Genomic DNA, 12,031 nt, shown 5'->3' with positions numbered 1-12,031 from the left:
GGCGCCAGTCGTGCCATTGCTGACCGGTGTGTCAGCGAGAGAACTTAAGCATCGCACAGGAGTGTGGCCAGTGCGCCGTGACGTCCTAGAACTTGATCGCTTCTATCGCAGCCGCCAGGGGCGGACGGCGCGCCGCATGATTGGTCGGCGCCTCGGGCCCATATGGCCGGACCTCAGGGACCTGGACGTGCTGGGGATCGGTTTCACCAATCCCTATCTCGACCGCTGGCAGGGCCGCGCCCGGCGCTGCGTCTCTTTCATGCCGGCCGCCCAGGGCGCCATCGTGCCCGGGCCTGATGGCGTGCCCACGGCTCTGGGTGACGAGACCCGCCTGCCTTTCCGGGAGGCCCTGTTCGACCGGGTCCTGCTGGTCCACGCGCTTGAGGAGGCCGAGTCCCTGCCGGCGCTCTTGCGTGAGGTCTGGCGTGTGATGGCTCCGGAAGGGCGTTTGATGATCGTCTCGCCGTCGCGCGCCGGGATATGGGCCTTGCTCGATTCCACGCCATTCGGTCACGGCCGCCCCTTTTCGCGCGGCCAGCTGACCCGTTTGCTCGACGACGCGCTGCTGGTCCCAACGGCCTGGTCGAATGCGCTCTATGCGCCACCCTGGGGCTGGAGCACGCACCGGCGCATTTCCAATCTTTGGGAAGAGGTCGGGGAATATGCCTGGCCAGCACTGGGCGGGCTGATCATGGTGGAAGCCGTCAAGCACAATGCCGGCATCACGCCGGGCCTGCGCACTGCGCGTGTCAGCAGACGGGCACTTGAAGGTCAGAGCCAGCCCGCGTTATCTCCCCGGCGAGTGCCCTCTCGGGCAAAACGGGACTGAGGAGTTTCCATGTCTATCGAACCACGCGCCGGCATTCTGGATATCCGCCCCTACAAGCCGGGTTCCTCCGAAGCGCCGGGCATCGCCAATCCGGTCAAGCTGTCCTCGAACGAGAATGCGCTGGGCTGTTCGGAGAAGGCGGCCGAGGCGATGAAGGCGATGGCGCCGAAACTCCATCTGTATCCCGATGGTGGCGCCACCAAGCTGCGCCAGGCGATCGCCGAGGCGGAAGGACTTGAGGCCGAGAACATTGTCTGCGGCACCGGTTCTGACGAACTTCTCCAACTGCTGGGTCGGGCCTATCTCGATCCGGGCGACAAGGTCGTCCAGTCGCAATACGGCTTTCTGGTCTATCGCCTTGTCGCCATGCAATGCGGGGCGAAATTCGTCTCGGCGCCGGAGCGCGATTATCGCTCGGATGTCGATGCCATCCTCGAGGTGGCCGGCGACGATACCAAGATCGTTTTCCTCGCCAATCCGAACAATCCGACCGGCACCTATATTCCCGCCGACGAAGTCCGCCGCCTGCGCGACGGGCTGCCGGCGACCACTCTGCTTGTGCTGGACGCCGCTTATGCGGAATTCGTCCGCAATCCCGACTATGAGGCGGGGATCGAACTCGCCCGCGAGCGCGACGATGTCGTCGTCACCCGGACCTTTTCCAAGATTCACGGTCTGGCGGCCCTGCGTCTGGGTTGGGCTTATGGCAACAAGGCGATCATTGATGTCCTGCACCGGGTGCGTGGCCCGTTCAACGTCAACATGGCGGCAATCGAAGCCGGTACGGCGGCGATCCGCGACAAGGCCTTCCAGCAGCGCTCAGCCGATCACAATGACGAGTGGGTTGCCTTCCTGCGCCAGCAGATCGGCGGGCTCGGCCTGGAAGTCACGCCGAGTGTCTGCAATTTCGTGCTGATCCATTTCCCGCAAACGGCTGGAAAGACCGCGGCCGAGGCCGATGCCTATCTGACGTCCAAAGGCCTGATCATTCGAAGCGTCGAGCCCTATGGCCTGCCCAACGCATTGCGGGCAACCGTCGGGACCGAAGCCGAGAACCGTCGCCTCGTCGAGGTTCTGTCGGACTTCATGAACGCCTAGTCGCCGAGTCCGCCCAGTCGGGCCGGTCCGAGATAGACGCCACCATCGCGAATACGGAAGGGCAGGGAGACGCCTTCCGGTCCGCGAGGCGCCATCATGGCGGCAACACGCAGGGCTTCACGATTCTGCTCCGGGATGAGCCGGGCATCGACGAGGGCCTCGGCCAGCGTGTCCGGGTCGGTCACGCGCAGCGACAGGCGGCCATCGAGACGTGCCATGCGGTCGAGGGTGAATTCGCCGACCGCTGTCAGATCCGCCGGTCCCCACTGCAGGGTGGCGTCGGCAATGTCCATACGGCCCCCGGCCAGGCTCCACGCCATGGCGTCTGCATTGCGGGCGAGCGCGGACCACTCGGTGACTGAAAAATCCATGCGCGCCATGCCGACCGTCTCGCCGAAGGCGCGCTCGACATCGCGGCTCAGCACGCCGGACGCGGCGACAACATTCTCTGCCATGACACGGACATGAAGCGTGTTGTCGGCCTCGACGATACCGTTGAGAAAAAGCGTGCCGATCGACTGCACGTCCGGCGCGTCGCCGGCGCGGGTCAGCACCGTGAAATCAACCAGTTCGGCGCCGACACGTTCGGTCTCGCCGGATTCATTGTAGACCAGGCTGACGCGGGCATCGGCGGCGCCGAGCTCGAGCTGGCTGCCCGGGCCATTGAGATTGTCCAGATAGGCCGGTCCCTCGAAACGCACGATCCAGTGTGACAGGTCATAGGGCACGGCGTGTGCCTGCAGGCTTGCCAGCTCGGCATGCCAGCCACCATCGCTCTGCGGTGCCGTGATGTGCGGCGCGCGGAAGGTGATCTGGAAACGATAGGGATATCCGGTGACGGTCAGGGCCTCGCGCTCGATCACATAACCGGCGGCTTCCTGGTCTGTGACCCAGGTCTCGACCGCAGCCCGGATCTGCGTACTGGCATACAGCCAGTAGACGGAATAGAGCAGGAAAACGAACAGGATCGCGCCGAACGGCAGGATGAAACGCAAGCGTCCGGTCATGATCAGATCTCTTTTTCGACGGCCGCAGGGTCAGCCGCGAGCAGGGCGTCCGTGGCCAGATTGATGCGCGCATGCAGCTCGCGCATGAAGCTGGCCTTGTCGAGGCCCGGCGCGATCGGCTCAAGGAACTCGACCACGATCAGGCCGGGTTTGCGCAGGCCACAATAGGTCTCCAGGTGCACGCCGGAATTCAACGCGACCGGAATGCAGGGCTTGTTCATCGACTTGTAGAGGCCGGCAATGCCGGGTTTGAACTCGGGAGCCTCGCCCGGACGCACACGGGTGCCTTCGGGAAAGATCAGGACCTGGCGGTTTTCGGCGCCGCGCCTGGCCGCGTCGCGCAACATGCCCTTGAGGGCCTTGCCGCCGCCGTCGCGGTCGATGGAGATATTGCCGAGCTTGACCGCGAACCAGCCGAAGAAGGGCATATAGACCAGCGACTTCTTCAGGATGATCGCGGGGTCGGGCAGGATTTCCCAGAAGGCCAGGGTCTCCCACATGCTCATATGCTTGGAGGCAACAAGGGCGCCGCCGGACGTCAGGTGCTCGCGCCCGCGGACCTCGAAGGTCACACCGAGGATGAAGCGCATGCCGAACCAGAGGGCTTTGAGATAGGCGCGCAGAATCTTGCGCGCCCAGTGACGTGGCCCCAGCAGCAGCGGCGTGCCGATCACGCCGAACACCACCATCAGGCCGTACATCCAGATGTAGAAAACCAGGGATCTCAACAGGCGCATCAGGCGTCTTCCGCGGTCGGGGTCAGCGAATGGCGCAGCTGCACCGTGGTGTATTTTGCGTATTCCTGGAGCCAGAGCCGCAGCCCGCGGACATCCTGCCAGGGGGCCGGTGTGCGGACCGGGTAGGGGATGAGGTCAACGCCGGGCATGTTGCTGCGAAACTCCAGAAGGCTGCGCGGCAGATGATAGTCTGACGTCACGATGATCAAGCGATCATAGCCGTTGGCCTGCACATAGGCGGCCGCTTCGCGCGCATTGCCAACCGTATCGCTCGCCTCGCGACCGAGCGTGACGCAACAGCCGAAGGCTGCATCATCCAGCCCGGTGTGGCGGCGAATATCGGCGGTGGTCGCTGAGGGATGGACGCCGGTAATCATCAACTGGCTGGCGCGTCCGGCGTGCAGCAGCTGGCCTCCCGCTGCCAGGCGGCCGGCATCCCCGGTGAGAACGATGATGGCATCAGCCGAGATCGTCTCGTCAGGCAAGTCAAAGCCCACCACCTTGCCGGCATAGTCGGCAAAGCCGATCGCACTGACCAGCACGATCACGAAGCACAGGCCGCGCAGCCAGAACCAGCTCCGCTTCATACCGCCCTCCCGACTGACCGGTGCATTTCCCGGCCGGTTGCTGGAACCCTCACCACGCTCGAGCCTCATGTCTGAAACAGGCGGATTTATGGTCGATCACCAGCGCCCCCGCAAATCGGAGGCGACCGCCAGACGCGCCGAGATCGCCGCAGTCAGCCCGGCCAGGACCGGTGCACAGGCAAGCAAGACAAACTCGAACGGATCCGATGCCCATTGCGGCAGGAAGAATGCCATGTCGGCGGGCGCGTCACCCAGGCTCACGAGAAGCGAGACCAGTCCGGCAAACACGGCGCCTGCAACGCCGGCCTTCAGCCCCAGCATGAAAAAACGCCTTTGGAACAGGCCGGCGATGAACCGGTCCTCGGCTCCGCACAGGTGCAGGGCGTCGATGACATCCAGCCGCGCCGCAAGGCTGGCCCGGGCGGCAAAGGCGATCACCGCCGCCGCGGCGCCGGCCAGAAGGGCGAGCAGGCCGAGACCAAGGGCCTGGGCTGTACCGGCCGCGCGTCGCACCGCATTGGCCCAGCGGCCATGATCATCAATGCGCGCGGCCATGCCTTCGGCATCGAGTTGCGCCTGCAAGGCAGCCGTGTCGATGGTCACGCCGGACCGGGTCCGCACGTCGACCAGAAGCGGCAGCGGAAGGTCGTCGGGCAGATTGCCTTCGCCCAGCCAGGGCGTGAGCAGGGCCAGCGCATGATCGCGACCCCTTGAGGTGGCCTGTTCGACGCCGGGCATGGCGCGGGTCAGCGCGGCAGCGCGATCGGCATCGGCCTCGGCGTCGCGGCCCTCGGCCGGGCGCACCTGGATGGTCAGCGAGGTTTCCAGGTCAGTCGTCCAGCGCTGCGCCTGCAACCAGGCACCGCGCGCGCCCAGGCCTGCGATACAGGCCAGGAAAACGAGGATGGCGGCGACCACGAAGAGCGGCCGGTCACGCCCGGCATCGGGCGGCAGCAAGCGGCCATTGCCACCGGACGGCGGCTTGGGGATGGGGTTAGTCATCGCTCTGCCCCGGATCCGTGTCGTCATCGCTGGCCTGCGGGTCGACACTGCTGCGCGGGGCCGCCGCCGCCGGCGCCGCTGCGATCCGGTCTGCTTCGGCTTCCGCCTCTGCCGCCTCCTGCATGCGCAGGCGTTCGCTGCGGGGCGGACGGATGTGCAGATGCCCGTTCGACAGTGTCATCACCGGCGCGTCGAGCATGCGCACCAGCTGCAGATCATGGGTGGCGATAATGATGGTCGTGCCCAGCTTGTTGAGCTCGGCGAACAGACGCAGCAGGCGCATGCCCATTTCCGGATCGACATTGCCGGTCGGTTCGTCGGCGATCAGGACTTCCGGCTGGCCGACAACCGCGCGGGCGATGGCGACACGTTGTTGCTCACCGCCCGACAGGGTTGCGGGCAGGGCGTTCATCTTGTCGCCGAGACCGACCCAGGTCAGCAATTCGGCGACGTCCTCGGCATAGTCGGCGCGCTTGCGGCCTGCGACCCGCAATGGCAGCGCGACATTGTCGAAGACATTCATGTGGCCGAGCAGGCGGAACTCCTGGAACACCACGCCGACCCGCCGCCGCAGGTCCGGCAACTCATTGCGCGGCAGGGTCGCGGCGTCGCGCCCGAAATAGCTGATCAGCCCGCGCGATGGCTTCGCCGCCAGATAGATCAGCCGCAGAAGCGAGGTTTTGCCGGCGCCGGACGGGCCGGTGAGGAATTGGAAAGAACCGCGTGGTAAATCAAAAGACAAATCGCGCAGAATCTCGGGTCCCCGGCCATACCGCATGCCGACATTGTCGAAGCGGATCACCGGCTCCGGGTCCATGTGCGGCGACTGGGTTGAACTCGAAACGATGGAAATCCTCCATGGGCACGGGTGAGCCGAAGAAGATGTGTAGACGACTCATATGAGCATAGTACTCAGCTGTCCGTCATGTACCACGCGTTACCGTGCCAATCCCAATGCGATTGGCACGAATGGACGTCGTGTGCGCTGCGCGTCCTGCGGTCATGTCTGGACCGCCGAAGTCGAGGATCCGGACAATCTGCCAAGCCTGCAGCCCGCGCCGCCGGCCAAACCGGAAGACCCGGTGGACGAGACGGCCGGAGAGAAAAAAGTCCACACGGCCTTCCGCGAGCGCCAGGAAAAGAAGCGACGCACCCTGTCAGCCGCTGCAGCCGGCGGTGCCTGGGGCGGTCTGCTCGCGGCCTGTACGGTGCTGTTTGTCTGCGCCTGGATATTCCGCGTTGATGTCGTGACCCTGTGGCCGCGCGCGTCCTCGGCCTATGCCGCTGTCGGCGCCTCGGTCAATCCGTGGGGCTATGATGTCGGCGAGTTGGAGGTCACCCGCGAGGTCGATCATGGTGTCCCGCTTCTGGTCGTCTCGGGCGACATCCACAATTTTGATCGCCGGGCCCGCGCGATTCCCGGGCTGCGCGCCATCCTGCGCGACGCGCACGGCGAAGCGGTCCTGGAATGGACCATCTCCATGCCGGCCGGTCGCCTCGGCGCCGGTCGTCGCCAGGATTTCCGCACCGTTGTGTCCGATCCGCCGCCGGAAGCGATTGAGGTCGAAGTCGTGCTGATGGCGACCCCGTCGCACGGCAATACGGGCGCGGCCTCTCATGATGCTGACACCGGCCACACGCCGGAGCACGGGCCGGAGCACGGGCCGGAGCATGGGCCGGCGACCGGAGATGATCACGGTTCCGGGGTCGAGGCTGGCCATGCCAATCCGACTGCGCACGACGCCAGCGTCGAGGCATCGCATGCGCCGCAGACCGGCCTTGTCGGGGCCGAGGATCACGTGCCGGCGGCCGAGCATCATGCTCCGGCAGACCAGCACGCAGCGTCCGAGCCTGCTGAGACGGGACATCACTGAGCGCTCGCCCGGTCGCAGTCCTGACAATCAGAACCGGTCGAGCAGGCGTTCGATATAGTCGAGTTCTTCCTGCGGGCGACCGGCTTCGGCGGCGCGGCGACGCAATTCTTCCAGGATGTCACGGGCCCGGGCCCGGCTCATCTCGTCCGGGACTTCAACGCCAGATCCATCGGCAAAGGCGCCTTCGGCGGGACGGCCCAGCGGGTCGCGATTGTCCTCGCCCTCGCCCATCTGGCCGCTGTTTTCCTGCATGCGTTCGAGCAGTTCCCGCGCCAGTTGTTCGGCGCCCGAGCGCAGATCGGCCAAAGCATCTTCCTGGGCGGCGAGGGCGCCTTCGGTATCGCCATTGCGCAGGGCTTCTTCGGCCTGGCGCATGGCTTCGCCGGCACCGCCAAGCGCGTCATCACTCTGACCGGGCAGGGCGTCGGCAGACTCCGAGAAACGCTGGGCCAGCTGGCCCTGGGCGTCAGCGAGGGCCTGGGCACTCTGGCCGCCGCCGCTCTGGTTCTCCGCCAGGGTCTGGGGGCCGTTGCCGGACTGCTGGCCCTGTTGCTGCTGGCCGGAAGTCCCAGATTGCGGCTGGCCCGAGCCGCCCTCTTCCTGGGACAGACCGAAAGTCTGGTCCTGGAGATTGCGTTGTTCGCCGATGACCTCGCCCAGCTCTTCGAGGGCGCGAGCGATCGCTTCTGAGATCGGGTCGTCCTGCTGGCCTTCGCCTTGGCCCTGGCCCAGTTGCATCTGCATGTTGCGGAGCATTTCAGACAGGGCCGCTAGGGCCTGGCGGGCATCGGCGGTATTGCCCAGCTCGGCCGCATCGCGAAGCGCGTCGAGCATTTCCTGCAGACCTTCGGAATTGAGACTCGGCCCCTGGCCACCCTCGGCAAAATCGCCTTCCTCGGCCGCTTCGCGGGCCATCGCCGCCATATAGTTCTGCATCGCTTCCTGATAGGCCTCGAACAGGGCGGCGAGTTCGGTTTCGTCGGCCCCGCGGGCGAGCGCTTCCATCAGGGCCCGTTCGGCGGCGCGCAGCGCCGCCTCGGCATCAGCCAGGGAGCCCAGCTCGGCGCGCAGGGCGATCTGCCAGAGATCGCCCTCGAGATCGCCCAGCGCGGCCTGGTCGCGCTGGCGGCGCAGTCGGTGCAGGGCTTCGCGCAGACCGAGATAGACGATCTGATCGTCGAAAAAATATTCCGGTGCATCGGAAATCGCGGCGAGACCGCGGGCGACCTGCTGCAGGCCTTCCGGCGCCCGTTCGATCCGGCGGGCCGGGTTTTCCGTGAAATAGGCGGGACCGGCGGGGATGTCCTCGGCATACATTGGCGCCGGTTCATCGAGGGGGGCGTAAGCGGCGTCGGACGCCATGACGTTGCGGCGCTGTTCGGCCACGGCGCGGGCCAGCGCGTCAAGGAAGACGCGGGCCGGAAGTGTGATGCCCAGTTCGGGAGACCGGCCGACATTACCGGCGGCATCGGTGGCAACCATGCGGATCTCGACCCGGCTCCCGGCCAGCGGATGACGCGCCGTTTCGAGCAGGACCGACATGGCATCATCGCTGGCGCCAGGCATGACGGCCGTGGTTTCGATCTCCAGCGTCTGCCAGCCATCGCTAGCGTTTTCTTCACGGAGTTCCAGCGCAAAGCCGGTGGCGCCGTAATCATCGGTGACGGTGAAATCGAGATCGAGTTCGCCGGCCGCGGTCGAGTCCGGTACGGCGGTCAGTCGCACGCGCGGCGCGGTGTCCGGCGTGACGCTGATCGACCAGGTCTCGCGGGTACCCGGCGCGGCGAGACGCAGGGTGGAGTCGCGGTCAACCGGCTGCCGGATTTCCCAGACACTGTCGCCGATTTCATTGCCGTCAGCCCGTTGGCTCCCGTCGCTGTCTCGCAGGGTGAGGCGCGGCTGGCGGCGGGAGCCGGCAATCCGCGCAACAAAGGTAGAGCCGGCGGGCACGACCGCGTCGCGGCTGTCGGCGGCGAGGAAGATCGGCGCGCGTCCGGTATAGGCGGGCGGGTCGATCCAGGCGTCGATGGAGAGGGTTTCGCCGCCGGCGATGATCGGGGTCAGGGAGAAGGCTTCACCGACCCGATCGCGGGCGGCCGGACCGGCGACAAGCCAGCTGACCGCCAGACCCAGTGCGAGCATGCCGCGCACCGCATAGCTGTCATGACGGGCCCAGGCGGCGTGCGGCCGACGTGCGCGGGCGGATTTCAGCTTTTCCGCCATGCGGCGCCGGTGTTCGTCCCAGACGCGAAGGGCGATGGCGTCTGTATCGCTCGGCCGGTCGGTGAGGGCTTCGTGGGGCCGGGCCGCAATTCCCGAATCGGTCTCGACACGGCGCGCCATGTCGTCCGCATCGGGCCAGGCGAACTGGCGCAGGCCGGGCCGGGTCAACCAGACGGCGAGGCCAAAGCTGGAGAGCACGTAGATCGCGCGCCAGGGGTCGCCCAGCAGATCCCAGCTGCCCAGCAGGGACAGGATCAGATAGGAGACGATCCAGGCCAGCCCCGGCCAGATGACCGGAACAGAGCGCTCCCAAACGAGCGCAAACCAGGCGAGGATCAAGGAGGTAGGACGCATTCGGGCAAAACTATCACGGCGGTCCGGAATAACGAGGCCCGGATGCATTACACTTTGGTGAGCCGTGCCGGATGGCCGGGCTTACTCGCCGGCATCCTCTTCGGCCGGTGGCCGGTCGCCCCAAAGCGGGTCGGGACGTTCCAGGTTTCCGCGCAGGCCACAGGCGGCCACGGCGAGCGCGCTGAGGACAACAAGGGTGAGGCTGGCCAGACGTTTCATCGCAATTCCTTTCAGCATCCCAGGCGGTCTTTCCAGACCGCGACCTGTTCACGAACCCGCACCGGCGATGTGCCGCCGAAACTGGTGCGGCTCGACATCGAGGCTCGCGCACTCAACACCGAAAACACGCTGTCGTCGATAGCCGGCTCGACGCTTTGCATGTCGGCCAGCGGCAGCAGTGACAGCGGCACGCCTTTGGCCTCGGCCAGTTTGACGATGGAGCCGGAGATATGGTGTGCATCGCGGAAGGGCTTGCCCAGTTCGCGCACCACATAGTCCGCCAGGTCTGTGGCATCGGAATAGGCTTCGCCGGCGGCCTCTTCGAGTGCGGCCGGGAAAAAGGTGAGGTCGGCCGCCATGCCGGCCATCGAGAGCAGGGCCAGCTCGAGATCGTCAATCGCCTGGAAGACCGGTGCCTTGTCCTCCTGCAGATCCTTGGAATAGGCCAGCGGCAGGCCCTTCACCACGGTCAGCAGGCCGGTCAGCGAGCCAATGATGCGGCCCGGCTTGGCGCGCACCAGTTCGGCGGCGTCCGGATTGCGCTTTTGCGGCATGATGGAAGAACCGGTCGACCAGGCGTCCGACAAGGTGGCAAAGCCGAAACGACGCGTGCACCACAACACGATCTCCTCGGCGAAGCGCGACAGGTTCACCGCGCAGATGGCGGCGGCCGACAGGACTTCCAGTGCGAAGTCGCGCGCGGCGACCCCGTCGAGCGAGTTGGCCATGGGACGATCAAAGCCCAGTGCCTTCGCCGTCATCTCGCGGTCGATCGGGAAGGCGGTCCCGGCCAGCGCCGCACAGCCGAGCGGGCTCTCATTGAGACGCTTGCGGGCATCGGCGAAGCGGCCGCGATCGCGCTGGGCGACTTCGACATAGCTCAGAAGGTGGTGACCGAGCGAGACCGGCTGGGCGGTCTGCAGATGGGTGAAGCCGGGCATGACCTGGTCGGCATGGGTCTCGGCCTGCTGGACCAGCGCGGTCTGGTAGGCGGCCAGCATGGCGTCGATCCGGTCGCAGGCATCGCGCAGCCAAAGGCGGAAATCGGTGGCGACCTGGTCATTGCGAGAGCGTGCCGTGTGTAGCCGGCCGGCCGGTTCGCCGATAATCGCCTTCAGCCGCGCCTCGACATTCATGTGAACGTCTTCAAGCGCTTTCGACCACGGGAAGTCGCCGGCATGGATCTCCGAACGCACCTGTTCCAGCCCGCGCTGGATCGCCGCAGCATCCTCGCTTGAAATTACCCCCGTAGCGGCCAACATTCGGCTGTGGGCCAGGGAACCATCAATATCCTGATCCGCCATGCGTTGATCGACATCGATCGACGCGTTGATGGCTTCCATGACGGCGGACGGGCCGGCTGAAAAACGGCCTCCCCACATCGCACTGGAGGATTTCGTCGGCGCGGTCTCGGGGATATCGTCAGCCATGTCGGAATGCCCGTAAAGGAGATTGAGATGAAATTTTCGCCGCTCAAGGCCGGGCTTATTGCCATGCCCCTTATTGGTATTGCGGGCCTTCTATACGTGGTGTTTTCCGCCATGGACAAGGGCGAAACCGGTGCACTCGACAGCTATGCCCATGGTGAGATGCGGGCTTTCGTGACGATCGACGATGCGCCGCCGCAACCGGCGCTCGCCTATCTGGGCGGCGATGGCGCGGAAGTTCGGCTGTCGGATTATCGCGGTCAGGTCATTCTGGTGAATTACTGGGCGACCTGGTGTGGTCCCTGCGTCGAGGAAATGCCGGCCCTGTCCGAACTCCAGGCCGAGCTTGGCGGCGACGACTTCCAGGTCGTCACGGTGACGCTGGACCGCTCGATCGAGGATGCGCGTGACTTCCTGACCCGGATGGAGCTCGACAATCTTCCGCTCATCCATGACCAGACTTTCTCCAGCCCCAGCCTGGTGCGGGCGATCGGCCTGCCCATGTCCATTCTCTATGACGGCCAGGGTCGCGAGATCGGGCGTGTGCCGGCGCCGGCGGAATGGAATAGCGACGACGCTTACGCGCTGATCCGGGCTGCGATCCGTCGCAACGTCTGATCGTCGGAAAAGCACAAAGAAAAAGGGCCGCTCCGGTTTCCCGGGGCGGCCCAGTT

General features: G+C 65.9%; 12 protein-coding genes. 4 read left to right on the top strand and 8 right to left on the bottom strand.

Annotation, left to right across the window (positions count from 1 at the left end; all coding sequences use genetic code 11):
• Positions 1-70: 70 nt before the first annotated feature.
• Together QZZ02_RS00245 and hisC are read left to right on the top strand one after the other, a co-directional pair.
• A complete protein-coding gene (locus QZZ02_RS00245; protein ID WP_291841507.1) occupies positions 71-829 on the top strand; it encodes a methyltransferase domain-containing protein in 759 nt (252 codons plus the stop codon).
• Between the two features lie 9 nt (positions 830-838).
• On the top strand, positions 839-1,927 hold the full coding sequence (gene hisC, locus QZZ02_RS00240; protein WP_291841506.1) for a histidinol-phosphate transaminase: 1,089 nt from the start codon (positions 839-841) through the stop codon (positions 1,925-1,927).
• On the opposite strand, the gene QZZ02_RS00235 is transcribed toward hisC, so the two are convergent.
• The 5 genes from QZZ02_RS00235 to ftsE form a co-directional block, all read right to left on the bottom strand.
• Positions 1,924-2,934, bottom strand: a complete 1,011-nt coding sequence (locus QZZ02_RS00235) for a DUF2125 domain-containing protein (RefSeq protein WP_291841505.1) — start codon at positions 2,932-2,934, stop codon at positions 1,924-1,926. The two genes, hisC and QZZ02_RS00235, sit on opposite strands and share 4 nt — an antisense overlap.
• Positions 2,935-2,936: 2 nt before the next feature.
• Positions 2,937-3,671, bottom strand: a complete 735-nt coding sequence (locus QZZ02_RS00230; protein WP_291841504.1) for a lysophospholipid acyltransferase family protein — start codon at positions 3,669-3,671, stop codon at positions 2,937-2,939.
• Positions 3,671-4,258: a YdcF family protein gene (locus QZZ02_RS00225; RefSeq protein ID WP_291841503.1), complete on the bottom strand. Its 588-nt coding sequence runs from the start codon at positions 4,256-4,258 to the stop codon at positions 3,671-3,673. The genes QZZ02_RS00230 and QZZ02_RS00225 overlap by 1 nt, the downstream gene beginning before the upstream one ends.
• Before the next feature lie 96 nt (positions 4,259-4,354).
• Entirely contained in the window at positions 4,355-5,260 is a 906-nt protein-coding gene (locus QZZ02_RS00220) for a hypothetical protein (protein WP_291841502.1), read from the bottom strand.
• Complete coding sequence (gene ftsE, locus QZZ02_RS00215) at positions 5,253-6,077, bottom strand: cell division ATP-binding protein FtsE (RefSeq protein ID WP_291841501.1); 825 nt, start codon at positions 6,075-6,077, stop codon at positions 5,253-5,255. Before ftsE ends, QZZ02_RS00220 begins: the two co-directional genes overlap by 8 nt.
• A gap of 82 nt (positions 6,078-6,159) precedes the next feature.
• Here ftsE and QZZ02_RS00210 point away from each other — a divergent pair, with 82 nt between their 5' ends.
• Positions 6,160-7,134, top strand: a complete 975-nt coding sequence (locus QZZ02_RS00210; protein ID WP_291841500.1) for an MJ0042-type zinc finger domain-containing protein — start codon at positions 6,160-6,162, stop codon at positions 7,132-7,134.
• A gap of 27 nt (positions 7,135-7,161) precedes the next feature.
• Here the strand turns inward: QZZ02_RS00210 and QZZ02_RS00205 are convergent, their stop codons facing one another.
• The 3 genes from QZZ02_RS00205 to argH form a co-directional block, all read right to left on the bottom strand.
• On the bottom strand, positions 7,162-9,711 hold the full coding sequence (locus QZZ02_RS00205; RefSeq protein ID WP_291841499.1) for a DUF4175 family protein: 2,550 nt from the start codon (positions 9,709-9,711) through the stop codon (positions 7,162-7,164).
• 81 nt (positions 9,712-9,792) lie between these two features.
• A complete protein-coding gene (locus tag QZZ02_RS00200) occupies positions 9,793-9,930 on the bottom strand; it encodes a lipoprotein (protein ID WP_291841498.1) in 138 nt (45 codons plus the stop codon).
• An 11-nt stretch (positions 9,931-9,941) separates the two neighbouring features.
• Positions 9,942-11,360, bottom strand: a complete 1,419-nt coding sequence (gene argH, locus QZZ02_RS00195) for an argininosuccinate lyase (protein ID WP_291841497.1) — start codon at positions 11,358-11,360, stop codon at positions 9,942-9,944.
• 27 nt (positions 11,361-11,387) lie between these two features.
• Here argH and QZZ02_RS00190 point away from each other — a divergent pair, with 27 nt between their 5' ends.
• Entirely contained in the window at positions 11,388-11,975 is a 588-nt protein-coding gene (locus QZZ02_RS00190) for a TlpA disulfide reductase family protein (RefSeq protein WP_291841496.1), read from the top strand.
• Positions 11,976-12,031 lie beyond the last annotated feature (56 nt).

It is taken from the genome of Maricaulis sp. (assembly GCF_015665295.1).
GTDB lineage: Bacteria > Pseudomonadota > Alphaproteobacteria > Caulobacterales > Maricaulaceae > Maricaulis.
Note: the sequence above shows the minus strand (reverse complement) of the source record. Positions and strands in the feature narration are given on the sequence as shown.